21 protein-coding genes are annotated in these 23,766 nt (G+C 67.1%); 1 reads left to right on the top strand and 20 read right to left on the bottom strand.

Going from position 1 to position 23,766, the window contains the following annotated elements; genetic code table 11:
• Positions 1-2: 2 nt before the first annotated feature.
• The 14 genes from hisC to AC3WLE_RS24410 form a co-directional block, all read right to left on the bottom strand.
• Positions 3-1,103, bottom strand: a complete 1,101-nt coding sequence (gene hisC / locus AC3WLE_RS24345) for a histidinol-phosphate transaminase (RefSeq protein WP_492320411.1) — start codon at positions 1,101-1,103, stop codon at positions 3-5.
• A gap of 47 nt (positions 1,104-1,150) precedes the next feature.
• Positions 1,151-2,491: a histidinol dehydrogenase gene (gene hisD / locus AC3WLE_RS24350; protein ID WP_035826019.1), complete on the bottom strand. Its 1,341-nt coding sequence runs from the start codon at positions 2,489-2,491 to the stop codon at positions 1,151-1,153.
• Positions 2,492-2,530: 39 nt separating this feature from the next.
• Entirely contained in the window at positions 2,531-3,205 is a 675-nt protein-coding gene (gene hisG / locus AC3WLE_RS24355) for an ATP phosphoribosyltransferase (protein ID WP_010812333.1), read from the bottom strand.
• Positions 3,206-3,214: 9 nt separating this feature from the next.
• Complete coding sequence (murA, locus tag AC3WLE_RS24360) at positions 3,215-4,465, bottom strand: UDP-N-acetylglucosamine 1-carboxyvinyltransferase (RefSeq protein WP_011616142.1); 1,251 nt, start codon at positions 4,463-4,465, stop codon at positions 3,215-3,217.
• Between the two features lie 81 nt (positions 4,466-4,546).
• Complete coding sequence (locus AC3WLE_RS24365) at positions 4,547-4,795, bottom strand: BolA family protein (protein ID WP_010812335.1); 249 nt, start codon at positions 4,793-4,795, stop codon at positions 4,547-4,549.
• Between the two features lie 40 nt (positions 4,796-4,835).
• Positions 4,836-5,657, bottom strand: coding sequence for an ABC transporter permease (locus tag AC3WLE_RS24370; RefSeq protein ID WP_010812336.1), 822 nt, complete (start codon positions 5,655-5,657; stop codon positions 4,836-4,838).
• Positions 5,654-6,604, bottom strand: coding sequence for an ABC transporter ATP-binding protein (locus AC3WLE_RS24375; protein WP_010812337.1), 951 nt, complete (start codon positions 6,602-6,604; stop codon positions 5,654-5,656). Before AC3WLE_RS24375 ends, AC3WLE_RS24370 begins: the two co-directional genes overlap by 4 nt.
• 251 nt (positions 6,605-6,855) lie before the next feature.
• Entirely contained in the window at positions 6,856-7,188 is a 333-nt protein-coding gene (locus AC3WLE_RS24380; RefSeq protein WP_492357217.1) for an STAS domain-containing protein, read from the bottom strand.
• 114 nt (positions 7,189-7,302) lie between these two features.
• Positions 7,303-7,932 (bottom strand): MlaC/ttg2D family ABC transporter substrate-binding protein, encoded by a 630-nt coding sequence (locus tag AC3WLE_RS24385; protein ID WP_492357210.1) that lies wholly within the window; start codon positions 7,930-7,932, stop codon positions 7,303-7,305.
• A 212-nt stretch (positions 7,933-8,144) separates the two neighbouring features.
• Positions 8,145-9,128 carry an MlaA family lipoprotein gene (locus AC3WLE_RS24390; RefSeq protein WP_492357211.1) on the bottom strand — a complete coding sequence of 328 codons (984 nt, stop codon included), beginning with the start codon at positions 9,126-9,128 and terminating at the stop codon, positions 8,145-8,147.
• Positions 9,125-9,637: an outer membrane lipid asymmetry maintenance protein MlaD gene (gene mlaD / locus AC3WLE_RS24395; protein ID WP_492320414.1), complete on the bottom strand. Its 513-nt coding sequence runs from the start codon at positions 9,635-9,637 to the stop codon at positions 9,125-9,127. The genes AC3WLE_RS24390 and mlaD overlap by 4 nt, the downstream gene beginning before the upstream one ends.
• Positions 9,638-9,700: 63 nt before the next feature.
• On the bottom strand, positions 9,701-10,480 hold the full coding sequence (gene mlaE / locus AC3WLE_RS24400; RefSeq protein WP_492320415.1) for a lipid asymmetry maintenance ABC transporter permease subunit MlaE: 780 nt from the start codon (positions 10,478-10,480) through the stop codon (positions 9,701-9,703).
• Positions 10,477-11,295, bottom strand: coding sequence for an ABC transporter ATP-binding protein (locus AC3WLE_RS24405; protein WP_492320416.1), 819 nt, complete (start codon positions 11,293-11,295; stop codon positions 10,477-10,479). Before AC3WLE_RS24405 ends, mlaE begins: the two co-directional genes overlap by 4 nt.
• A 143-nt stretch (positions 11,296-11,438) precedes the next feature.
• A complete protein-coding gene (locus tag AC3WLE_RS24410; protein ID WP_492320417.1) occupies positions 11,439-12,527 on the bottom strand; it encodes a Bug family tripartite tricarboxylate transporter substrate binding protein in 1,089 nt (362 codons plus the stop codon).
• 225 nt (positions 12,528-12,752) lie between these two features.
• On the opposite strand from AC3WLE_RS24410, the gene AC3WLE_RS24415 reads away from it, so the two are divergent.
• Positions 12,753-13,292, top strand: coding sequence for a GNAT family N-acetyltransferase (locus AC3WLE_RS24415; RefSeq protein WP_492320418.1), 540 nt, complete (start codon positions 12,753-12,755; stop codon positions 13,290-13,292).
• Between the two features lie 74 nt (positions 13,293-13,366).
• On the opposite strand, the gene AC3WLE_RS24420 is transcribed toward AC3WLE_RS24415, so the two are convergent.
• The 6 genes from AC3WLE_RS24420 to AC3WLE_RS24445 all read right to left on the bottom strand — a co-directional run bounded on the left by AC3WLE_RS24420 (position 13,367) and on the right by AC3WLE_RS24445 (position 23,707).
• The gene (locus AC3WLE_RS24420; RefSeq protein ID WP_492320419.1) at positions 13,367-14,830 is read right to left on the bottom strand and encodes a glutamate synthase subunit beta; all 1,464 of its coding nucleotides are present in this window, start codon (positions 14,828-14,830) and stop codon (positions 13,367-13,369) included.
• 120 nt (positions 14,831-14,950) lie between these two features.
• Entirely contained in the window at positions 14,951-19,744 is a 4,794-nt protein-coding gene (locus tag AC3WLE_RS24425) for a glutamate synthase-related protein (protein ID WP_492357212.1), read from the bottom strand.
• Between the two features lie 288 nt (positions 19,745-20,032).
• The gene (locus AC3WLE_RS24430; RefSeq protein ID WP_492320421.1) at positions 20,033-20,758 is read right to left on the bottom strand and encodes a transposase; all 726 of its coding nucleotides are present in this window, start codon (positions 20,756-20,758) and stop codon (positions 20,033-20,035) included.
• A 100-nt stretch (positions 20,759-20,858) separates the two neighbouring features.
• Positions 20,859-21,995, bottom strand: a complete 1,137-nt coding sequence (locus tag AC3WLE_RS24435) for a deoxyguanosinetriphosphate triphosphohydrolase (RefSeq protein WP_010812349.1) — start codon at positions 21,993-21,995, stop codon at positions 20,859-20,861.
• A gap of 48 nt (positions 21,996-22,043) precedes the next feature.
• Positions 22,044-23,150, bottom strand: coding sequence for a 3-dehydroquinate synthase (aroB, locus tag AC3WLE_RS24440; RefSeq protein ID WP_492357213.1), 1,107 nt, complete (start codon positions 23,148-23,150; stop codon positions 22,044-22,046).
• Complete coding sequence (locus AC3WLE_RS24445) at positions 23,147-23,707, bottom strand: shikimate kinase (RefSeq protein ID WP_211982343.1); 561 nt, start codon at positions 23,705-23,707, stop codon at positions 23,147-23,149. Before AC3WLE_RS24445 ends, aroB begins: the two co-directional genes overlap by 4 nt.
• Positions 23,708-23,766: the final 59 nt, after the last annotated feature.

A 23,766-nucleotide genomic window follows, 5' to 3' on the forward strand; every position in this document is an offset into this window, starting at 1 on the left:
TGTTAATCCTGCAGCGACGCTGCGAATGCCTCAAGGAACTGCGCGTTTTCTTCGGGGGTGCTGACCGTGACGCGCAGACAATTGGCCAGCAACGGGTGCATTTTACTCACGTTCTTGATCAATACCTTGCGGGCCAGCAGCCGGTCGAACGTCTGTGCGGCATCCGGCACGCGCGCGAGCAGGAAATTGGCGGCGCTGGGGAACACCGTCACGCCCGCATGCGCGGCCATGCCTTCGGCCACGCAGGTGCGTTCGTCGCGCAGCTGGGCGGCCTGTTCGTCCAGCACCGACACGTGCTCCAGCGCGAACAGCGCGGCGGCTTCGGTCAGCACGTTGACGTTGTACGGCGGGCGCACCTTGTCCAGCTGCGACAGCCATTCGGGCGCGCCGGCCAAGTAGCCCAGGCGGATGCCGGCCAGGCCCAGCTTGGACACGGTGCGCATCACCAGCAGGTTGCCGAATTCCGTCAGGCGCGGCATCCAGCTGTGCTGCGCGAACGGCTGGTAGGCCTCGTCGACCACCACCAGGCTGTTGCAGACCTCGCCCTGGGCGGCGCGGACGATGCCCTCCATGTCGGCGGCATCGAACAGGTTGCCGGTGGGGTTGTTCGGGTACGCCAGGTAGATGATGGCGGGCTGGTGCTCGGCCATCGCCGCCAGCATGGCGGCGCGGTCGAGCGTGAAGTCCGCGCGCAGCGGCACGCCGACGAACTGCAGGCCGGCGAACTGCGCCGACATTGCGTACATGACGAAGCCCGGCACCGGCGCCATCACCTTGGCGCCGGGCCTGGCCGCGGCCAGCGCCAGCATGCTGATGATCTCGTCGGAGCCGTTGCCAAGCAGCACGTCCATGCCGGCGGGCACCTGCATCACAGTCTTCAGCTTGGCGCGCAGCGCTTCGCTGCTGGGCACGGGGTAGCGGTTCAGCGCGACCTCGCCCAGGCGCTCGGCCAGTTCGCGGCGCAGATCGGGAGGCAGCCGGTACGGGTTCTCCATCGCGTCGAGCTTGACCAGACCGTGCGAATCCGGCACGTGGTAGGCGCCCATGGCGCGCACGTCGTCACGGATGATGCGTTCGATCAGGGAGGGCTCTACGGCTGACATGGGAACTCCAAAGTTGGCTGCGTTATCAGGCAGCGTGGGTCAGTAGATCAACTGCGTTTGGTGAACCGATATTCCGCGCTGCGGGCGTGGGCCTGCAGGCCTTCGCCATAGGCCAGCTCGGCGGCGATCTGGCCGAGCATCTGCGCCCCGCCCTCGCTCACTTCGATCAGGCTCGAACGCTTCTGGAAGTCATAGACGCCCAGCGGCGAAGAGAAGCGCGCGGTGCGCGAGGTCGGCAGCACGTGGTTCGGGCCTGCGCAGTAATCGCCGAGCGACTCGCTGGTATAGGGGCCCAGGAAGATGGCGCCGGCGTGGCGGATCTTCTCGCTCCACTGGCGCGGGTTCTCGGCGGAGATCTCCAGGTGCTCGGGCGCGATCGCGTTGGCGATCTCGCAGGCCTCTTCCATGTCGCGAACCTTGATCAGCGCGCCACGGCCGGAGATCGAGGCGGCAATCACCTCGCGCCGCGGCATGGTGCCGAGCTGGCGCTGGATGCTGGCTTCGACGCGGGCGATATAGCCGGCGTCCGGGCACAGCAGGATCGACTGCGCCAGTTCGTCGTGCTCGGCCTGCGAGAACAGGTCCATCGCCACCCAGTCGGGGTCGGTGGTGCCGTCGCAGATCACCAGGATCTCGGACGGGCCGGCAATCATGTCGATGCCGACGGTGCCGAATACGCGCCGCTTGGCCGCGGCCACATAGGCATTGCCCGGGCCGACGATCTTGTCGACCTGCGGCAGCGTCGCCGTGCCGTAGGCCAGCGCGCCAATCGCCTGGGCACCGCCGATGGTGAACACGCGGTCCACGCCGGCGATCTGCGCGGCGGCCAGCACCAGCTCATTGCGCACGCCGCCCGGCGTGGGCACGACCATGATGATTTCCTTCACGCCCGCCACGCGCGCCGGGATTGCGTTCATCAGCACCGACGACGGATACGCGGCCTTGCCGCCCGGCACATAGATGCCGACGCGGTCCAGCGGCGTCACCTTCTGGCCGAGCATGGTGCCGTCGGCCTCGGTGTATTCCCAGCTGTGGCTGCCGCATTCGATCTTCTGCTTCTCGTGGTAGGCGCGCACGCGCGCGGCGGCGGCCTCCAGCGCGGCGCGGCGCTTGGGCTCGAGGTCTTCGAGCGCGGCTTCGAGCTGCTGCTGCGACACCTCCAGCGCGCCCATCGACGACGCTTCCACGCGGTCGAAGCGCTTGGTGTATTCCAGCACCGCGGCATCCCCGCGCGCCTTCACGTCAGCCAGGATCTGCGCCGCGGCGCGATCGATGGCCTCGTCCTCGCCAGCCTCGAAGGCCAGCACCTGGCGCAGCGCCTCGGCAAAGCCAGGCTTGCTGGAATCGAGCCGGCGGATCGGCAGGTTTTCCATTTCGGTTGCGTTCATGACTACTTTCCTCTCAGTCGGCGCGGGCCTGGTGTGGCCTTACGCCAGCGCCGCCGAAGCCCGTTCGAATGCGTCGAGAATCGGCGCAAGCCGCTCGCGCTTGAGTTTGAGCGCGGCCTGGTTCACCACCAGCCGCGACGAGATCTGCACGATCTCTTCGACTTCAACCAGGTTGTTGGCGCGCAGCGTGCTGCCAGTGCTGACCAGGTCGACGATGGCGTCGGACAGGCCCACCAGCGGGCCCAGCTCCATCGAACCGTACAGCTTGATCAGGTCGACGTGAACGCCCTTTTTCGCAAAATGCTCGCGCGCGGTCTGCACATACTTGGTGGCCACGGCCAGGCGCGCGCCCTGGCGCACCGCGTTGGCATAGTCAAACCCGGCCGGCACCGCCACCGACATGCGGCAGCGCGCGATGTTCAGGTCGATCGGCGCGTACAGGCCGGCCATGCCGCTTTCCATCAGCACGTCCTTGCCGGCCACGCCGAAATCGGCGGCGCCATACTGGACGTAGGTCGGCACGTCCGAGGCGCGCACGATCACCACGCGCACGGCCGGGTCGGAGGTCGGCAGGATCAGCTTGCGCGAGGTCTCGGGGTCCTCGGTGACGCGGATGCCGGCGGCTTCCAAGAGCGGCAGCGTCTCGGTGAAGATGCGGCCCTTGGACAGCGCCAGCGTCAGCTGGTTGGGCGATGCGTTGAAAGTGGGGCTCATCGGACTTCCTCAGGCAATGCGGCGGATCTTCGCGCCCACTGCCGACAGCTTGTCTTCCATGCGGTCGTAGCCGCGGTCCAGGTGGTAGATGCGGTCGATCACGGTCTCGCCATCGGCCACCAGGCCGGCGATCACCAGGCTGGCCGAGGCGCGCAGGTCGGTCGCCATCACGTTGGCGCCCGACAGGCGCGGCACGCCGTTGACCACCGCGGTATTGCCTTCGACCGCGATGTCGGCGCCCAGGCGGTTCAGTTCCTGCACGTGCATGAAGCGGTTTTCGAAGATGGTCTCGGTCACGCGCGCGGTGCCTTCGGCCACGGCATTGAGCGCCATGAACTGCGCCTGCATATCGGTCGGGAAGGCCGGGTATTCCGAGGTGCGGAAACTCACGGCCTTCGCGCGTTGGGGCATGGCCAGGCGGATCCAGTCGGCGCCGGTCTCGAGTTTTGCGCCGGCTTCGCGCAGCTTGTCGAGCACGGTGTCGAGGATGTCCGGCTGTACGCCGCGCAGCACCAGGTCGCCCAGCGTCGCGGCGGCGGCGCACAGGAAGGTACCGGCCTCGATGCGGTCGGCGATCACGCTGTGGCTGGCGCCATGCAGGCGCTCCACGCCCTGCACTACCAGGCGGTCGGTGCCGATGCCTTCGATCTTCGCGCCCATCTTGACCAGCAGTTGGGCCAGGTCGGTCACCTCGGGCTCGCGCGCGGCGTTTTCCAGCACGGTCTCGCCTTCGGCCAGCGTGGCGGCCATCAGCAGGTTCTCGGTGCCGGTCACGGTGATCATGTCGGTGACCACGCGCGCGCCCTTCAGGCGCTTGGCCCGCGCATGGATAAAGCCGTGTTCGATGGTGATCTCGGCGCCCATCGCCTGCAGGCCCTTGATGTGCTGGTCGACCGGGCGCGCGCCGATGCCGCAGCCGCCGGGCAGCGACACGCGGGCCTCGCCGAAGCGGGCCACCAGCGGGCCCAGCACCAGGATCGAGGCGCGCATGGTCTTGACCAGCTCGTACGGGGCCTCGAGCACGTTGACGTCGGCGCCGTTCAGGGTCACGCGGGCGCCATCCAGCTCGGCCTGCATGCCCATCTGGCGCAGCAGCTTGAGGGTGGTGCGCACGTCCTGCAGGTTAGGCACGTTGTCCAGCGAAACGGTATCCGCCGTCAGCAGGCCCGCGCACAGGATCGGCAGGGCTGCGTTCTTGGCGCCCGACACGCGGATTTCGCCCTTCAGCGGGCCATTGCCGTGGATCTGGAATTTGTCCATGTTCTGTCGTCTGGAGCCGGGCACGCGCCCGGCGTCATGGTTCTGGGGCCGCGCGGGTGGCGCGGCGCATATTGGCGGGGCTTACTTGCCTTCGCCCGCCTGCCACTCGGCAGGCGTCAGCGTCTTCATCGACAGCGCGTGGATCTCGGCACGCATGCGGTCGCCCAGCGCGGCATAGACGCGCTGGTGGCGCTGGATCAGCCGCTTGCCTTCAAATTCGGCGCTGACGATGGTGGCAAAGAAGTGCTGGCCATCGCCCTCGACTTGCAGATGTTCGCAGGGCAGTCCTTGGGCAATGTAATCCCTGACTTGTTCCGGTGTAGGCAGCATGGGGTTCTCTTCAGCGTGATTCAGTATGGCCGGCCACAGTTCAGTGGCGCAGCTTGTATCCGGACTTCAGCAAGCGCAGCGCCAGCGCGGCCAGCACCACGAACGCCGATCCGACCACCGCCAGGCTGAACAGCGGCGACACGTCCGAGACGCCGAAGAAGCCATAGCGGAAACCGTCGATCATGTAGAAGAACGGATTGGCATGGGACACCGCCTGCCAGAAGGCGGGCAGCGAATGGATCGAATAGAACACGCCGGACAGGAAGGTCGCCGGCATGATCAGGAAGTTCTGGAACGCGGCCAGCTGGTCGAATTTCTCGGCCCAGATGCCGGCGATCAGGCCCAGCGTGCCTAGGATGCCCGCACCCAGCAGCGCAAAGACGAGGATCCAGCCCACATTGGCAAAATGCAGGTTGGCAAACCACGCCGTCACCAGCAGCACGCCCAGGCCCACGGTCAGCCCGCGGATCACCGAGGCCACCACATAGGCGCCGAACATTTCCCAGTGCGACAAGGGCGGCAGCAGCACGAACACCAGGTTGCCGGTGATCTTGGACTGGATCAGCGATGACGAGCTGTTGGCAAACGCGTTCTGCAGCACGCTCATCATCACCAGGCCGGGCACCAGGAAGGCGGTGTAGCTGATCTGGTCATAGACCTTGACCCGGTCTTCCAGCACATGGCCGAAGATCAGCAGGTACAGCACCGCGGTCAGCACCGGCGCGGCCACGGTCTGGAAGCTCACCTTCCAGAAACGCAGCACTTCCTTGTACAGCAGGGTGCGGAAACCCACCAGGCCGCCCACGGCCATCGGCCCGAGGCCGGTGTCGTCCAGGACCTCGATATCGCCAGGCTGCTTCATGCCACGGCCTCCATCGCCGGATCGGGCAGCGCACCGGGCATATGCCCCTCGCGGCGCATGATCTGCACAAATACGTCCTCGAGGTCGGCCTTGTTGATTTCCATGTTTTCGATGTCACAGCCCGCTTCGCGGCAGGCGGCCAGGATCGGTTCAACCGCCTGGTAGCCCGACAATCGCAGGCGCACCGCGCGCTCGCCGGGGTTGGCCGGCATGCGCAGCGGCTCCAGCGCCGGCGGCAGGACGCCGCGCGCAAAGGTCAGCACCAGCTGCAGGCCGGCAAACTGCGTCAGCAGGTTGCTGGTGCGGTCCAGCGTCACCACCTCGCCGAACTTGAGCATGGCAATGCGGTCGCACAGGGCCTCGGCCTCTTCCAGGTAGTGCGTGGTCAGGATGATGGTGTGCCCTTCCCGGTTCAGGCGCGAGATGAATTTCCACAGCGTCTGGCGCAGTTCCACGTCCACACCGGCAGTGGGCTCGTCCAGCACGATCACCGGCGGGCGGTGCACCAGCGCCTGCGCCACCAGCACGCGCCGCTTCATGCCGCCCGAGAGCTGGCGCATATTGGCGTCGGCTTTCCCGGTCAGGTCCAGGTTGGCCATGATCTCGTCGATCCAGTCGTCGTTGCGGGTCAGGCCAAAGTAGCCCGACTGCAGCCGCAGCGTCTCGCGCACCGTGAAGAACGGATCGAACACCAGCTCCTGCGGCACCACGCCCAGCATACGCCGGGCCATCCGGTAGTCGGCAACGACATCGTGGCCAAGCACACTGACGCGGCCGGAATCGGCGCGGTTCAGGCCGGCGAGGATCGAGATCAGCGTGGTCTTGCCGGCGCCGTTGGGCCCGAGCAGGCCGAAGAATTCGCCGCGTTCGACGGTGAAGCTGACGCCCTTGAGCGCCTGCAGGTTGCGGTAGCGCTTGCGAACGTCGTGGATTTCAATGGCTTTCATGGCCGATTGTTTGTGGCGGGTTCGGCATTTTTGGGGCCGGCCGCCGGGAATTGGGGAGCAACTGCGTGCCCGGACTTCCTGGCCCGGCATGGCATGAACCGGTAGCAGGCGGGGGGATGGGCGAACAACCCGGAATTATAGGGGATGCGGGGATGGTCCCGCTTGATCCGCCCCCAGGGGCTCGGCGACCGCGCAGGGCCGTCGCCGCGGCATCGCGGGCGGCCGCCGTGCTGGCGACCGGCGATGCCGGATCAATGTCGGTGGTGGTGCACCTGCGCTGCGGCCGCGGGGGCCAGGCCCAGCAGACCGTCCACGCCGTACAGGCTGGCCAGTTGCGACAGCTGCGGCGGCACGCCGCGCAGCGACAGCGCCTGCTTGCGCGCGGCGGCGGCGCGGTTCCATGCCAGCAGCACGGCGACCGCGGAGGAATCCACCTGCGCCAGGCCGGTGCAGTCGACCTGCACCTCGCCCTGCGCCAGGCGCGCCAGCCCGTCACGCAGCACGGCGGCGGCGTTCTGGTTGGTCAGCGAGGTACCTAGCGAGAGCATGGATGCGTGGCCTGGGGATCGGTAGCTTGAATACAGTGGCAAAAACGACGACTCCCGCACGTCGGGCGGGAGTCTGTGCCGCGAGCGGCCATTGTAGAGCAGATCGGTGCGCCGTGCTGCATTGCAGCGGCGCACCGTTGGGCAGGCGCCTCAGCTCTTGGCGCTGGCCAGCTGGCGGTTGCGGTCCTGCAGCGTCTTGATCACGCCCTCGACGCCCTGCTGGCCGACGATGGTATTGAAGCTGCCCTTGTAGGCTTCGGTCAGCCAAGCGCCCAGCACGTTGATGTCATAGACCTTCCAGCCCTGGGCGGTCTTTTCCAGGCGGTAGTCCATCTGGATCGGCTCGCCCTTGTTGACGACCTGGGTGCGGATGGTGGCATCGGTATCGTCAGCCGTGCCGCGGTACGGGCGGTACTGCACGGTCTGGTCGCGGATCTGGGCAATGGCGCCGGCATAGGTGCGGATCAGCAGGGTCTTGAATTCCTCGGTGATCTGCTTCTGCTGCTCGGGCGTGGCCTTGGACCAGTTGCGGCCCATGGCGATCTGCGTGGTCTTCTGGAAGTTGGCGTTGGGGATGATCTTCTGTTCGACAAGCGCGGTGATCTTGGCGATATTGCCGGCCTGCATGTCCTTGTCGGCCCTGACGGTGATCATCACGTCGTTGACCACGGCCTTGACCAGCCCGTCCGGGGTGGCCGCGTCCTGGGCCGCCACCTGGGCATGCGCCGTGCCTGCGAAGGCAACTACCGTAAGGAAGGGGACCAACAGTCGCTTTATCATGGATTTTCCTTCTTTATCAAAGACGTTCTTCGCCGAGGGCGAACTGGCCAGGCGCCAGGCTGGCGCGCGGCCTTGCGGAGATTGGAACATAAGCGCGGGGCGGTGGTTGCACCCGCAAGCGCCTTTCCCACTACTTACAAACAAATTGTTTCAGCCCTCACAGGGCATTCACAGCCTGGCGCGGACCCTGGAGCCGCCCGCGCCGCGCAGGGTCAGCGGATACGCACCCCCGGCATGATCCGCTGCATCGGATCCATGGGCGGTATCGGCAAGCTCTGGCTCTCAGGCTGCAGGTCGCCCGAGGGCGTCTGCGCAGGCTGCGCCGGGGTGGCGGCCGGGGCCGAGGCGTCGGCCGGCGGCGCGGCGGGCGCCTGTGCTGCAGGCTGCGACGGCGCAGCCGGCGTGGCGGGCGTCGCGGGCGTTTCACCTTCGGTCCCGGCAGGGGCTTCAGGGCGCGCCGCCGGGGTCTCCGGGGCGCTGTCCGCATCCTCGTCGCCGTCGGGCGGGTTGCCGTCGTAGACCAGGTACTGGCGCCGCTGCAGGTAGGAATCGCGCAGGAACGAGTACTTGTCCAGCGCCGCCTGCTCCAGCAGGTTGCTGGCGCCGAGCAACTGCGCCCGGCCGGCAACGATGCGCACGCCGGTCAGCGAATTGCGCAGCGATACCGGATAGAGATAGGCCGACGGGTCGAAACTGCGGTCCACCAGCATGCCGCCGGTGTCGCGCACGGTGCTCGGCCCGAACAGCGGCAGCACCAGGTACGGCCCGGGCGGCACGCCCCACACGCCCAGCGTCTGGCCGAAGTCTTCCTTGTACTTGGGCAGGCCGGCCGGGGTGGCGATGTCGATCAGGCCGCCGATCCCCAGCACGGTGTTCATGGCCACCCGCATGGTGTCCTCGGCGGCGCGGGTGGGCTTGCCCTGCAGCAGGTTGTTCGCCGCCGAGTAGACATCGCTCACGTTGGAGAAGAAGTTCTCCACCGCGCGCTGCACCGGCGTGGGCATGTAGTCGGCATAGACCTGGGCCACCGGCCGCAGGATGCCCTTGTCGAAGTCTTCGTTGATCTTCGAGATTTCGCGATTGAACGGCTCAAGCGGGTCTTTCGGATTGGCGGTGGGGCCCGTGGCGCAACCGGCGAGCACGGCCGCGGCAGCGACTGCGGCCAGGCCCTTGCAGAACGATGGCGCAGCGCTCATTTGAGGTCCCCTGCCGGCGCCGGCGCGCTGGCACCGGCCGGCGCACCGCCGCCGGCATCTGCCGCCTTGTTGTACAGGAACTGTCCGATCAGGTTTTCCAGCACCACGGCCGACTGCGTCATGGTGATGCGCGCGCCTTCGGCCAGCATGGCGGCGTCGCCGCCGGCTTCAAGGCCGATGTACTGCTCGCCGAGCAATCCGGATGTCAGGATCTTGGCCGAGGTGTCCTTGGGGAACTGGTAGCGCTTCTCCAGGCTCATCTCGACGGTGGCCTGGTAGGTCTTGTCGTCGAAGCGGATCGCCGCCACGCGGCCGACCACCACGCCCGCGCTCTTGACCGGCGCGCGCGGCTTGAGCCCGCCGATGTTGTCAAAGCGCGCCTGCACGCTGTAGGTGTCCTGGAAGGAAAAGGCGCTCATGTTCCCCGCCTTGAGGGCCAGGAACAGCACGGCGACGAACCCCGCCGCCACGAACAGCCCCACCCAGAAATCGAGTGCGTTCTTTTTCATTGGAATCTCTTTCTTCAACCCCGTAGTGTTCTTGTCGCTGTCTTGTCGTTGGTATGGCCCGCGTCAGTTGCTGAACATTAGCGCGGTCAGCAGGAAATCCAGCCCCAGCACGGCCAGCGACGCAATCACCACGGTGCGGGTGGTCGCGCGCGAGACGCCTTCCGGCGTGGGCTTGGCCTCGAAGCCCTGGTACAGGGCAATAAACGTCACGGCAATGCCAAAGATAAAGCTCTTGATCACGCCATTGAGCACGTCGGCGCGCACATCGACGCCGCCCTGCATCTGCGACCAGAAGGCGCCGGCGTCAACGCCGATCAACTGCACGCCCACCACGTAGCCGCCCAGGATGCCGACCGCGCTGAAGATCGCCGCCAGCACCGGCATGGCGATCACGCCTGCCCAGAAGCGCGGCGCGATCACGCGCTGCAGCGGGTTCACCGCCATCATTTCCATGGCCGTCAGCTGCTCGCCCGCCTTCATCAGGCCGATCTCGGCAGTCAGCGAGGTGCCGGCGCGGCCGGCGAACAGCAGCGCGGTCACCACCGGGCCCAGCTCGCGCACCAGCGACAACGCCACCAGCAGCCCAAGCGCCTGCTCGGACCCGTAGCGGTTCAGCGTGTAGTAGCCCTGCAGGCCAAGCACGAAGCCGACGAACAGGCCCGACACCGCGATGATCACCAGCGACAGGTTGCCGACAAAGAAGACCTGGTCGGTCACCAGGCGGAAGCGGCGCAGCAGCGTCGGCGACAGGCCCAGCAGCGTCAGGAACATGCGCGTGGCGCGGCCCAGCCCCGACACGCTGCGGCGCACGGCCGCGCCGATGGTGGTAAAGAAGTCCGTCACCGCGCTCCTCCGGCGAAATCCTCGGCCAGCGAAGGTCCGGCGTAGTGGAACGGCACCGGGCCGTCGGCCTCGGCATGGACGAACTGGTGCACGAACGGGTCGGTGGAGGCACGCAGCGCCTCGGGCTCGCCCTGCGCGACGATGCGGCCGTCGGCAATGAAATAGACGTAGTCGGCGATCTGGAAGGTCTCGTGCACGTCGTGCGAGACGATGATCGTGGTGGCGCCCAGCGCGTCGTTCAGGCTGCGGATCAGGCGCGCGGTCAGTCCGAGCGAGATCGGGTCCAGCCCGGCAAAGGGCTCGTCATACATCAGCAGCGCCGGGTCCAGCGCAATCGCGCGCGCCAGCGCCACGCGCCGCGCCATGCCGCCCGAGATCTGCGCCGGCATCAGGTCGCGCGCGCCGCGCAGGCCGACCGCGTTGAGCTTCATCAGCACCAGATCGCGGATCATCGAGTCGGGCAGGTCGGTGTGCTCGCGCAGCGGGAACGCCACATTGTCGAACACCGACAGATCGGTAAACAGTGCGCCGAACTGGAACAGCATGCCCATCTGGCGGCGCACCGTGTACAGGCCGCGGGTATCCAGCGTGTGGATATCGGTGCCGGCAAAGCTGACCGTGCCTGCCTGCGGACGGACCTGGCCGCCGATCAGCCGCAGCACCGTGGTCTTGCCGCAACCCGAGCCGCCCATCACCGCAATCACCTTGCCACGCGGGAATTGCATGGTCAGGCCGGACAGGATCGGCTTGCCGTGGTCCGCATAGGCGAAGTCCACCGCAGTCAGTTCGACGAGGTTTTGAGCAGAATCGGTCACGTTGGCACCGGTCAGGACAGTCGCGCATTATAAGGTGTACTACCTAGCCCTGCTGGCGCCCGTGTGCCCCGCGCCACATGCCCCCGTCGGGGGAGCCTCCCAGACTTGCCCTAGCCCCCCAAACCTGCCCATCCCTTTGCTGCTCAAGGCTCCTGTATCGGCGAGACGTCCTTCAGGATCACCTGCCATTGGATAGATTCCGAGCGGATCGCGGTGGCAAACGCCTCCGGCGAATCGCGCAGCGGCGTGACCCCCGCCGCCTGCAGGCGCGAACGCACCTCGCGCTCGGACATGACCGCGTCGAGCTCGACCGCCAGCCTGGCGACGATCGCGCGCGGGGTCTTGGCCGGCGCCATCACGCCAAACCAGGCGGCCGCGGCATAGCCTTCCAGCCCCGACTCCTGCAACGTCGGCACCAGCGGCGCCAGCGGCGAGCGGGCCACGCCCGTCACCCCGAGCAGGCGCAGCCCGCCGCTCCTGACCTGGCCCTGGACCGCGGCAAACGAACAGAAACAGGCACTGACGCGGCCGGCCAGCATCTCCTGGACCACGGCGGCCTCACCCTTGGCGGTGACCAGCGGCACGCCGCTGCGGATGCCGCGCACGGCGTACTCGGCGTACAGGTGGGAGGGGCTGCCCGGCTGGCCGTAGCCATAGCTGTAGGAGCCCGGGTTCGACCTGACCGCGGTCATCCATTGCTCCGGCGTGCGCATGGGCAGCCGGGCATCGATCACCAGGAACAGCGGCGTGGTGGCCACGCGCGCAACCGGCGTGAAATCGCGCACGACGTCGTACGGCACCGGCTCCAGTCCGGGCTGGATCAGCATATTGGCCTGGTGCAACAACAGGGTGTGGCCATCGGAGCTGGCCTTGGCGACCACGTCGCCGGCGATGGTGCCGGCGGCGCCAGGTCGGTTGTCGACCTCCACCGGCACGCCCAGCCGCACGGAGAGGCGCTCGGCCAGCATGCGCGCCACCGCATCGGCAACGCCGCCGGCCGGGAATGGCACGATCAGGCGCATCGGGCGGTCGGGGAACGACATGCTGCGGGCGAGCTGCTGGGTCCCCGCATGCGCCGGCATGGCTGGCACCGCAAGCGCCAGCGTGGCACACCCCAGGGCATACAGGCACAGGAAAGACCGGAGCCAGCGCCGGACTGCGCCCAGTGGGGGGCGCGGCGCGAACTTCGCTTTACCTCGCCAAAGCCGCGACAAATTGCGCACTTCGGGCATCAATTTCCTCCGGCCGGTCCCCTGAGGAGGCGGCAAGCTGGTTCTGGGGAAAAAGGATTTGCGAGGCAGTTTCCGTTAGTTGTTTTTTGAAAATTGTAAGGACATTGCTCAGGGCACCACAGGCACGTAAACCATAGCCGGGAGAACCCTGAAGGCCCCGCCAGGCCTTGCCAAACGCGCCATGGCGGGCATGGATGCACGGACCTCGCCGGCTATAATCGGCCGATGACGATTTTCACCGTGCGGCCGATGGTCACAGCCGACCTGCCGGCCGTGCTGGCGGTACAAGCCAGCTGCTATACCGAAGTCCTGCTGGAGAGCCAGGCCGCGCTGGCAAGCCGGCTGGCGCTGTCCCCCGCCACCTGCTGGGTCGCGGACGATCCCGGACATCCCGGCGCGCTCGCCGCCTACCTCTTTACCCACGCCTGGCCCGAAGCCACCCTGCCGCCGCTGGACGGCCTGCTCGACCATGGCTGGCGCCATGGCGCCGGGCCGGACGCCCTCACCTGGTTCGTGCACGACATGGCGGTGGCGCCCGCCGGACGCGGCGCGGGCCTGGCGCCGCGCCTGTACGCCGCGGCACAGGCGGCCGCGCGCGCGGCGGGGCTGCGGCGTTCGCGGCTGATCGCGGTGCAGTCGGCCGCGCCTTGGTGGCGCAGGCTCGGGTACGCCCCGGTGGCGGCCCACACGGCCGCCGCCCATGCGGACAAGCTGGCCAGCTACGGCGCCAGTGCGGTGCTGATGGAGCGCACGCTGGCCGACTGAGCTGCGCCGGCGCCAGCACGGCAAAAAGCCCGCCGGCTTGCGCCAGGCGGGCTTTTTGTTCCTGCCGGGGTGAATCAGCGCGGCAGTTCGGTGTGGCCCATCAGGAAGGCATCGACCGAACGCGCGGCCTGACGGCCTTCGCGGATCGCCCACACCACCAGCGACTGGCCACGGCGCACGTCGCCGGCGGCGAACACCTTGGGCACGTTGGTGTGGTAAGCACGCTCGCCCTCGGTCGAGGCCTTGGCGTTCTTGCGCGCATCGGTATCCACGCCAAACGCTTCCAGCATCGAACCCACCGGGTTGGTGAAGCCCATCGCCAGCAGCACCAGGTCGGCCGGCAGGATGAACTCGCTGCCTTCGACCTCCTGCATGCGGCCATCCTTCCATTCGACGCGGCAGGCCTTCAGTGCGGTGACCTTGCCGTTTTCGCCGATGAATTCCTTGGTGGCGACCGACCAGTCGCGCTCGCAGCCTTCATCGTGCGACGACGAGGTGCGCAGCTTGATCGGCCAGTACGGCCACACCAGCGGCTTGTCCTCTTCTTCCGGCGGCTGCGGCAGCAGTTCAAACTGCGTCACCGAGGTGGCGCCATGGCGGTTGGATGTACCCACGCAGTCGGAGCCGGTATCGCCGCCACCGATCACGATCACGTTCTTGTCCTCGGCGCGGATCTCGTTTTCGCCGTCGCCGGCCACTTCCTTGTTCTGCGGGATCAGGAATTCCAGCGCGAAGTGGATGCCGGCCAGGTCGCGGCCCGGCACCGGCAGGTCGCGCGGCACTTCCGAGCCGCCAGCCAGCACCACGGCGTCGAACTGGTCCATCAGGGCCTGGGCCGAGATGGTTTCACGGGCGTAGTTCTTGATGCCGGCCGGCAGTTCGCCGTCGGTCACCATCACGCCCGGACGGAAGGTCACGCCTTCGGCCTGCATCTGCTCGATGCGGCGGTCGATCAGCGTCTTCTCCATCTTGAAGTCGGGGATGCCGTAGCGCAGCAGGCCGCCGATGCGGTCGTTCTTCTCGAACACGGTCACGTCATGGCCGGCGCGTGCCAGCTGCTGCGCGACAGCCATGCCGGCGGGGCCGGAGCCGACCACGGCCACGGTCTTGCCGGTCTTGTGGCGCGGCAGCTGCGGCCTGACCCAGCCCTCTTCCCAGGCCTTGTCGATGATGGCGTGCTCGATCGACTTGATGCCAACCGGCAGTTCATTGATGCCCAGCGTGCAGGCGGCCTCGCATGGTGCGGGGCAGATGCGGCCGGTGAACTCGGGGAAGTTGTTGGTCTGGTGCAGCACCTCGATCGCCGACTTCCAGTCCTGGCGGTACACCAGGTCGTTGAAGTCGGGAATGATGTTGTTGACCGGGCAGCCGTTGTTGCAGAACGGGATGCCGCAGTCCATGCAGCGCGCACCCTGGATCTTCGCTTCGCTGTCGGACAGCGCGAACACGAATTCCTTGTAGTGCTTCACGCGCTTGACTACCGGTTCGTAGCCTTCGTTCTGGCGCGGAAATTCGAGAAAGCCAGTCGCCTTACCCATGTTGCGTCCTTGGTCATGCTGCGCGGGACCGGCGGCGTCGCCAGCCCTGCGGTGGGGTCAGAATCTTGTCAGGGCCGCGGCGGCTGCCGCGGCCCCTCTGCGTGGTTGCGTTGCGCTCGCTCAGGCCGCGATGGCTTCGCGGTCGCTGTCGCGGGCGGCCTGTTCCTTGGCGTACATCTCGCCCAGCGCGCGCTTGTACTCGGTCGGGAAAACCTTGACGAACTTGCGGCGTGCCGTGGTCCAGTCGGCCAGCAGCGCCTTGGCGCGCTCGGAACCGGTGTAGCGGAAATGCTGCTCGATCAGGTTGCGCAGGATGACTTCATCCAGCACGCGCTTGCCGTCGACCTTGTGCCACGAAGCCTCGGGCTGGCCCTTCTCCTGGTCGGCCGAGGCCAGCACCGCTTCCAGCGCCACCATCGAGGTGTTGCAGCGCTTGTCGAACAGGCCGTCCTCGTCGTAGACGTAGGCCACGCCGCCCGACATGCCGGCCGCGAAGTTGCGTCCGGTGCCGCCCAGCACCACCACCGTGCCGCCAGTCATGTACTCGCAACCGTGGTCGCCGGTACCTTCCACCACTGCCACCGCACCCGAGTTGCGCACCGCGAAGCGCTCGCCGGCCACGCCGTTGAAGAACGCTTCACCGGCGATGGCACCGTACAGCACGGTGTTGCCGACGATGATGTTGCGGGTCGGGTCGCCGCGGAACTCATGCGGAGCGCGCACGATCACGCGGCCGCCCGACAGGCCCTTGCCGACATAGTCGTTGCCGTCGCCCACCAGGTCCAGCGTGATGCCGTGCGCCAGGAACGCGCCGAACGACTGGCCGGCGGTGCCTTGCAGCTGGATGTGGATGGTGTCGTCCGGCAGGCCTTCGTGGCCATGCTGGCGCGCCACCACGCCCGACAGCATCGCGCCGACGGTACGGTTGACGTTCTTCACCGGCTGGATGAACGAGACCCGCTCGCCCTTCTCGATCGCCGGGCGGGCCTTGGCGATCAGCACGTGGTCCAGCGCCTTGCCGGCCTCGGCCGACAGGCCGTGGTCCTGCACGTCGGTGTGGTACAGCGGCACGTCCGCGCCCAGCGACACCTGGTGGAAGATGCGGCCGAAGTCCAGGCCGCGCGCCTTCCAGTGCTCGATGCCGGGCTTGGTGTCGAGCAGGTCGGCGCGGCCGACCAGCTCGTCGAACTTGCGGATGCCCAGCTGGGCCATGATCTCGCGGGCCTCTTCTGCCACGAAGAAGAAGAAGTTGACCACGTGTTCCGGCTTGCCCTGGAACTTCTTGCGCAGCTGCGGATCCTGCGTGGCCACGCCCACCGGGCAGGTGTTCAGGTGGCACTTGCGCATCATGATGCAGCCCTCGGCCACCAGCGGCGCCGTGGCGAAGCCGAATTCGTCGGCCCCCAGCAGCGCGCCGATGACGACGTCGCGGCCGGTCTTCATCTGGCCGTCGGCCTGCACGCGGATGCGGTTGCGCAGACCGTTGAGCAGCAGGGTCTGCTGCGTTTCGGCCAGGCCCAGCTCCCACGGCGTGCCGGCGTGCTTGATCGACGACCACGGCGAAGCGCCGGTGCCGCCATCATGGCCGGCGATCACGACGTGGTCGGCCTTGGCCTTGGCCACGCCCGCGGCCACCGTGCCGACGCCGACTTCGGACACCAGCTTGACCGAGATGTCCGACACTGGGTTGACATTCTTCAGGTCGTGGATCAGCTGTGCCAGATCCTCGATCGAATAGATGTCATGGTGCGGGGGCGGCGAGATCAGGCCCACGCCCGGCACCGAGTAACGCAGCTTGCCGATGTAGTCCGAGACCTTGTGGCCGGGCAGCTGGCCGCCTTCGCCGGGCTTGGCGCCCTGCGCCATCTTGATCTGGATCTGGTCGGCCGAAGCCAGGTATTCGGCGGTCACGCCGAAACGGCCCGACGCCACCTGCTTGATCTTCGAGCGCAGCGAATCGCCTTCCTGCAGCTCCAGGTCGCGTTCGATCACGTTGTCGCCCAGCAGGCCCTTGAGGGTATCGCCCTGCTTGATGGGGATGCCGCGCAGCTCGTTGCGGTAGCGCTTCTCGTCCTCGCCGCCTTCGCCGGTGTTGGACTTGCCGCCGATGCGGTTCATCGCCAGCGCCAGCGTGGTGTGGGCTTCGGTCGAGATCGAGCCGAGCGACATCGCACCGGTGGCGAAGCGCTTGACGATCTCCTTGGCCGACTCCACCTCTTCCAGCGGAATCGCCTTGGCCGGATCGACCTTGAACTCGAACAGGCCACGCAGCGTCATGTGGCGCTTGCTCTGGTCGTTGATGATGTTGGCGTATTCCTTGTACGTCTGGTAGGCGCCCTTGCCGTCGTCGGCGCGCACCGAGTGCTGCAGCTTGGCGACCGAGTCCGGGGTCCACATATGCTCTTCGCCGCGGATGCGGAAGGCGTATTCGCCGCCGGCGTCGAGCATGCTTTCCAGCACCGGGTTGTCGCCAAAGGCGTCGCGGTGCAGGCGCAGGGCTTCCTCGGCCACCTCGAAGATGCCGATGCCCTCGACGTTCGACGGGGTGCCATGGAAGTACTTCTGCACCAGTTCGCGCGACAGGCCGATGGCTTCGAAGATCTGCGCGCCGGTGTACGACATGTAGGTGGAGATGCCCATCTTGGACATCACCTTGAACAGGCCCTTGCCGATCGCCTTGACGAAGTTCTTGACGGCCTTCTCGGGCGACAGGTCGCCGGACAGGCCCTGGGCCATTTCGGCCAGCGTTTCCATCGCCAGGTACGGATGCACGGCTTCGGCGCCATAGCCGGCCAGCAGCGCGAAGTGGTGCACTTCACGGGCGGTGCCGGTCTCGACCACCAGGCCGGTGGACGTGCGCAGGCCCTTCTCCACCAGATGGTGGTGGATGGCGGACGTGGCCAGCAGCGCGGGAATCGCGACATGCTCGGCATCCACGCGGCGGTCCGACACGATCAGGATGTTGAAGCCCGAACGCACCGCATCCACGGCTTCGGCGCACAGCGAGGCCAGGCGCGCTTCGATGCCTTCCTTGCCCCAGGCCTTCGGGTAGCAGATGTTCAGCTCGTACGAACGGAACTTGCCGCCGGTGTAGTGCTCGATGTTGCGGATCTTGGCGATGTCCTTGAAGTCCAGCACCGGCTGGGACACTTCGAGGCGCATCGGCGGGTTGATGTTGTTCAGCTCCAGCAGGTTCGGCTTCGGGCCGATGAACGACACCAGCGACATCACCATGTTCTCGCGGATCGGGTCGATCGGCGGGTTGGTGACCTGGGCAAACAGCTGCTTGAAGTAGTGGTACAGCGTCTTGTTCTTGGACGACAGGATGGCCAGCGGCGAGTCGTTGCCCATCGAGCCGGTGGCTTCCTCGCCGGCCAGCGCCATCGGCGCCATCAGGAACTTGACGTCTTCCTGGGTGTAGCCGAAGGCCTGCTGGCGGTCCAGCAGCTTGGCCACGGGCTTCTTCTCGGCGGCAACGTCTTCCGGCTTGGCGTCGAGCTCGTCCAGCTTGATGCGCACGGCGTCGATCCAGCTCTTGTACGGCTTGGCGTTGGCCAGGTTGTCCTTGAGTTCCTTGTCGTCGATGATGCGGCCCTGCTCCATGTCGATCAGGAACATCTTGCCCGGCTGCAGGCGCCACTTCTCAACGATGCGCGACTCGGGGAACGGCAGCACGCCGGCTTCCGAAGCCAGCACCACGATGTCGTCCTCGGTCACGTAGAAACGTGCCGGGCGCAGGCCGTTGCGGTCCAGCGTGGCGCCGATCTGGCGGCCATCGGTGAAGCAGATCGCGGCCGGGCCGTCCCACGGCTCCATCATGGCGGCGTGGTACTCGTAGAAGGCGCGGCGGTTGTCGTCCATCAGCGTGTGCTGCTCCCAGGCTTCCGGGATCATCATCATCATCGCGTGGACGAGCGGGTAGCCGGCCATCGTCAGCAGTTCGAGGCAGTTGTCGAACGATGCGGTGTCGGACTGGCCCGGGTAGATCAGCGGCCACAGCTTGGGCAGGTCGTCGCCGAGCACCGGCGACGAGATCGCGCCGGTGCGCGCGTTGATCCAGTTGACGTTGCCCTTGACCGTGTTGATTTCGCCGTTGTGGGCGACCATGCGGTACGGGTGGGCCAGTTCCCAGGCCGGGAAGGTGTTGGTCGAGAAGCGCTGGTGCACCAGGGCCAGGGCCGAGACGGCGCGCTGGTCCAGCAGGTCCAGGTAGTACTCGCCAACCTGGTTGGCCAGCAGCAGGCCCTTGTACACCACGGTACGGGCCGACATCGACGGCACGAAGTATTCCTTGCCGTGCTTGAGCCTGAGCGCCTGGATGGCGTGGCTGGCGGTCTTGCGGATGACGTAGAGCTTACGTTCCAGCGCGTCCGTGGTCATGATGTCGCGGCCGCGCCCGATGAAGATCTGGCGGATCACCGGCTCGGTGGTGCGCACCGTCGGCGACATCGGCATCTTGGCGTCGACCGGCACGTCGCGCCAGCCCAGCACGACCTGGCCTTCCAGGCGGACCGTGCGCTCCAGTTCCTGCTCGCAGGCCAGGCGCGAGGCGTGTTCCTTCGGCAGGAAGATCATGCCCACGCCGTATTCGCCGGCGGGCGGCAGGCTCACGCCCTGCGCGGCCATTTCCTCGCGGTAGAACTGGTCCGGGATCTGGATCAGGATGCCGGCACCGTCGCCCATCAGCGCATCGGCGCCGACCGCACCCCGGTGGTCCAGGTTCTCCAGGATCTTCAGGCCCTGCGAGATGATCTCGTGGGACTTCTTGCCCTTGATATGCGCGACCATGCCGACGCCGCAGGCGTCATGCTCGTTGCTGGGATCGTACATGCCCTGCGCTTGCGGGCGCAGGTCAATGGCGTGGGAAGACTCGCTGGTCTGCGCTTGGGCCGAAAGATTTTTCGTTTGGTCCACGGGCTGAATTCCGGTGAAGGCTGCGCGAACTGGCTGGGCGTACCGGAACGGGGACCGCGCGCTTTCTCGTTTTCTTTATTCCTCCACCCAAACCGGAAACCGGCGGGACGGAAAATGGGGACGAAGCTGTCAGCGGGCCGCAGCGGCGTACACGAGCGTGACGCGCCGCACAATGACTGTGGGTGGAGCAACTATATGGGAATCGCGTTCGCCTCGCAAAATTTTTAAATGGGGTCGGATCACATTAAGTTACGCACCGTTTCGGTGATCTATTTAAATGGGGACATATTAATTATGCGACGGCTCTGGCACATCCACCGGTGCCGTTTGCACCTTTTTGGGGCGCCCTTTCGGCAGCGGTTGCACGCGCCGTGTTGCGTGCCGCTCCAATTGGGCCAGGAACGCTTCGTCGCCAAGCGGCCAGCCGCTGTGGGCATGGGCGCGCAGGGTCTCCAGGGTCTTGCCCGACAGGCCCTCGGCGCTCAGCATCCGGTAGTTCGACTGGCGCTCGAACGGCGTATTGCCCAGCTCCCAGTACGCGGAGTGGTCGCTCACAAACGGGCTGGCCTCGATGCCGGCGTGATGGTGGTAGCTGCTCCAGCGGTCGCCCTCGGGCGCGCTCACCTCGCCCGCGCGCAGCGCGTTGCCCTCGACATAGAGCATCGCCGGCAGCATCCACCGGGCCGGGTCGAACACCGCGGAACGGAAGCGCCCTTCCCACAGCGTGCCGGTGCGGCTGGCCACCCGGTTGAAGTAGCGCGCATAGCGCCGCCCCACCGCCTGCATGGTCAGGCTCAGCGAGTCTGACTCCTTGGGCGTGGCCACCAGGTGAACGTGGTTGGGCCGCAGCGCGTAGGCGTGGATGGCAAGGTCATGCTCGCGCGCGGCCATGCGCAGGCAGTCGAGGTAGTGCAGGTAGTCGTCCGGCCCCAGGAATACGGGCTGGCGGTTGTTGCCGCGCTGCAACACCAGGGCGGGCAGACCGGCGGGGGAAAAGCGGGGAAGGCGTGCCATGACAGTCATGCGAGCATAGATGCCCGCATCATAGCCTGATCCGTCCCCACTTATGCGGCAGGCTGGCGCGCCGATTGGACGGCCAGCCGGAACGCGGCCGTCAGTTGCCTTCGCTGACCGCGAAGATGCGGCGGTGCTCGCGGATCGCGTAGCGGTCGGTCATGCCCGCGATGTAGTGGGCAATCAGACGCGACTGGTCGCCGCCATGGCTGGCCTGGTACTGCGGCGGCAGCAGGCGCGGGTCGGACATGAAGGCCTGGAACAGGTCGCCGACAATGCGCTGCGCCTTGGCCGACATACGCATCACCAGGTAGTGCCGGTACAGGTGCCGGAACAGGAAGCGCTTGAGTTCGGCTGCTTCTTCATGCATCTGCGGGCTGAAGCCGACCAGCGGGCCGGCGGCGCGCACCGCGTCGATATTGCGCGGGTTGGCCGCGGCGATATTGCTGCTGGTGGTCTCGATCAGGTCGACGATCAGCGTATTGATCATGCGCCGGACCGTCTCGTTGATGGCGCGCCGGCCGTTGACGCCAGGGAAGACTTCGGCCACCTCGGCGCGGTGGCGGGCCCACATCGGCACCTCGTCGAGCTGCTCCAGCGTCAGCAGCCCCGAGCGCAAGCCATCGTCGATATCGTGGTTGTTGTAGGCGATCTCGTCGGCGAGGTTGGCCAGCTGCGCCTCCAGCGACGGCTGCGTGCCCTCCAGGAAGCGCCGGCCCAGCTCACCCAGCGCCGAGGCATTGACCCGCGAGCAATGCTTGAGGATGCCCTCGCGCGTCTCGAAGGTCAGGTTCAGCCCGTTGAAGCCGCCGTAGCGCTCTTCCAGCTCGTCCACCACCAGCAGGCTCTGCAGGTTGTGCTCGAAGCCGCCGTGGTTCTTCATGCAGGTATTGAGCGCATCCTGCCCGGCGTGGCCAAAGGGGGTGTGCCCCAGGTCGTGCGCCAGCGAGATCGCCTCGACCAGGTCTTCATTGAGGCGCAGGTTGCGCGCGATCGAGCGGGCGATCTGCGCCACCTCCAGGCTGTGGGTCAGCCGGGTGCGGAACAGGTCCCCTTCATGGTTGACGAAGACCTGGGTCTTGTACTCGAGCCGCCGGAACGCCGTGCTGTGGATGACCCGGTCGCGGTCGCGCTGGAATTCGCTGCGCGACAGCGATGCGGGTTCTGCATGCACCCGCCCGCGCGTCTGCGCAGAGCGGGCGGCGTAAGGGGCGAGATGGCTTTCAAAGTCGGTCATGCGGCGCGTCCGGTGGCTGGGGCGGGGTGGCGAGGCATAACCGATCGGTCAGGCGACCGGGGCCTCGGTGGGTGGTTTGAGCATGGCGTGCGCGAGCGTGGCGCGCAGGTCAGCGTCCGGCACGGTGGTGATGAACGCTTCGCCGAGCTGCTTCAGCAGGATGAACTTGATGCTGCCCGCCTCGGCCTTCTTGTCGACCTTCATCAGTTCGATATAGCGGTCGGCACCGAGTTCCGGCGCCACCACGGGCAGGTTGGCGGCCTGCGTCAGCTCACGGATGCGGGCGCGGGTCTCGGTGTCGATAAAGCCCAGCCGGTGCGACAGGTCGGCGGCCATCACCATGCCGCAGCCGACGGCCTCGCCGTGCAGCCAGGCGCCGTAGCCCATGCCGGCCTCGATCGCATGGCCGAAGGTGTGGCCGAAATTGAGGATGGCGCGCAGGCCGCCCTCGCGCTCGTCCTGGGCCACCACGCCGGCCTTGATCTCGCAGGAGCGCTGCACGGCGAGCGCCATCAGGTCCGGGTCGCAGGCATTCAGCGGCTTGATATTGCGCTCGATCCAGCCGAAGTACTCGGCATCGGCGATGGCGCCGTGCTTGATGACCTCGGCCATGCCGGCGGCCAGTTCGCGCGCGGGCAGCGTGCGCAGCGTGTCGATGTCGGCAATCACCGCGTTGGGCTGGTGGAACGCGCCGATCATGTTCTTGCCGAGCGGGTGGTTGATGCCGGTCTTGCCGCCCACCGACGAATCCACCTGCGCCAGCAGCGTGGTCGGCATCTGGATGAAGGGCACGCCGCGCATGTAGCAGGCCGCGGCAAACCCGGTCATGTCGCCCACCACGCCGCCGCCCAGCGCGACCAGCGTGGTCTTGCGGTCGGCGCCGGCCTGCAGCAGCGCGTCGAAGATCCGGTTCAGCGTTTCCCAGTGCTTGAAGGCTTCGCCGTCGGGCAGCGTGACGGTGCGCACGGTCTTGCCGAGCGCGGCCAGGGCCGCCTCCACCCGCGCCGCGTAGAGCGGGCCGACGGTTTCGTTGGTGACGATGACGGCGTGCTGGCCGCGTACATGCGGGCGCAGCAGTTCGGCGTTGTCCAGCAGGCCGGTACCGATATGGATGGGGTAGCTGCGCTCGCCCAGGTCGACTTCAAGCGTAATCATGGATTGGGGTCCTGCGCCGGCGGCTCCGACGCTTCCGGCGGCGCGGAGGCCGGCTGCGGGGGATCGATCGGGAAACCGGCCATTTCAAGTTGCATCAACACCATATTAGCAAGCTGCGCCACCGAAGGCTTGCCGGTTTCGATGATGAAGTCGGCAACCTCGCGGTAGAGCGGGTCGCGCTCGGCATAGAGCGCCTCGAGCTTGCCCTTGGGGTCCTCGGTCTGCAGCAGCGGCCGGTTGCGGTCGTGGCGGGTGCGCAGCCACAGGTCGTGAGGGCTGGCGCGCAGGTACACGACCGTGCCGCGGGCCTTCAGCACCTCGCGGTTCTCGGCGCGCAGCACGGCGCCACCGCCGGTGGCCAGCACAATGCCCTGGCGCGCGGCCAGCTCGCGGATCATCGCGGCCTCGCGGTCGCGGAAGCCGGCTTCGCCCTCGACCTCGAAGATCACCGGGATGCGCACGCCGCAGTGCGCCTCCAGTTCATGGTCGGAATCGAAGAACGGATAGTGCAGGCGCCGCGCCACCGTGCGGCCCACGGTGGTCTTGCCGGCGCCCATCAGGCCGACGAAAAAGAGGTTGGGTCGATCGGATTCCGGTCGCTCGGAGTCAGATCGAT

The organism is Cupriavidus sp. FW306-1B-F12B (genome assembly GCF_058781795.1).

Excerpts from the sequence above, each read along its gene's own strand:
- AC3WLE_RS24375 (WP_010812337.1), bottom strand. The coding sequence starts at position 6,604 with ATGAAAGCCATTGAAATCCACGACGTTCGCAAGCGCTACCGCAACCTG.
- aroB (WP_492357213.1), bottom strand. The coding sequence starts at position 23,150 with ATGATTACGCTTGAAGTCGACCTGGGCGAGCGCAGCTACCCCATCCAT.
- AC3WLE_RS24385 (WP_492357210.1), bottom strand. The coding sequence starts at position 7,932 with ATGATAAAGCGACTGTTGGTCCCCTTCCTTACGGTAGTTGCCTTCGCA.
- AC3WLE_RS24390 (WP_492357211.1), bottom strand. The coding sequence starts at position 9,128 with ATGAGCGCTGCGCCATCGTTCTGCAAGGGCCTGGCCGCAGTCGCTGCC.
- hisG (WP_010812333.1), bottom strand. The coding sequence starts at position 3,205 with ATGAGCCCCACTTTCAACGCATCGCCCAACCAGCTGACGCTGGCGCTG.
- AC3WLE_RS24435 (WP_010812349.1), bottom strand. The coding sequence starts at position 21,995 with ATGACCGACTTTGAAAGCCATCTCGCCCCTTACGCCGCCCGCTCTGCG.
- AC3WLE_RS24445 (WP_211982343.1), bottom strand. The coding sequence starts at position 23,707 with ATGGGCGCCGGCAAGACCACCGTGGGCCGCACGGTGGCGCGGCGCCTG.
- murA (WP_011616142.1), bottom strand. The coding sequence starts at position 4,465 with ATGGACAAATTCCAGATCCACGGCAATGGCCCGCTGAAGGGCGAAATC.
- AC3WLE_RS24410 (WP_492320417.1), bottom strand. The coding sequence starts at position 12,527 with ATGCCCGAAGTGCGCAATTTGTCGCGGCTTTGGCGAGGTAAAGCGAAG.
- hisD (WP_035826019.1), bottom strand. The coding sequence starts at position 2,491 with ATGAACGCAACCGAAATGGAAAACCTGCCGATCCGCCGGCTCGATTCC.
- AC3WLE_RS24370 (WP_010812336.1), bottom strand. The coding sequence starts at position 5,657 with ATGAAGCAGCCTGGCGATATCGAGGTCCTGGACGACACCGGCCTCGGG.
- AC3WLE_RS24420 (WP_492320419.1), bottom strand. The coding sequence starts at position 14,830 with ATGGGTAAGGCGACTGGCTTTCTCGAATTTCCGCGCCAGAACGAAGGC.
- AC3WLE_RS24365 (WP_010812335.1), bottom strand. The coding sequence starts at position 4,795 with ATGCTGCCTACACCGGAACAAGTCAGGGATTACATTGCCCAAGGACTG.
- hisC (WP_492320411.1), bottom strand. The coding sequence starts at position 1,103 with ATGTCAGCCGTAGAGCCCTCCCTGATCGAACGCATCATCCGTGACGAC.
- mlaD (WP_492320414.1), bottom strand. The coding sequence starts at position 9,637 with ATGAAAAAGAACGCACTCGATTTCTGGGTGGGGCTGTTCGTGGCGGCG.
- AC3WLE_RS24430 (WP_492320421.1), bottom strand. The coding sequence starts at position 20,758 with ATGGCACGCCTTCCCCGCTTTTCCCCCGCCGGTCTGCCCGCCCTGGTG.
- AC3WLE_RS24415 (WP_492320418.1), top strand. The coding sequence starts at position 12,753 with ATGACGATTTTCACCGTGCGGCCGATGGTCACAGCCGACCTGCCGGCC.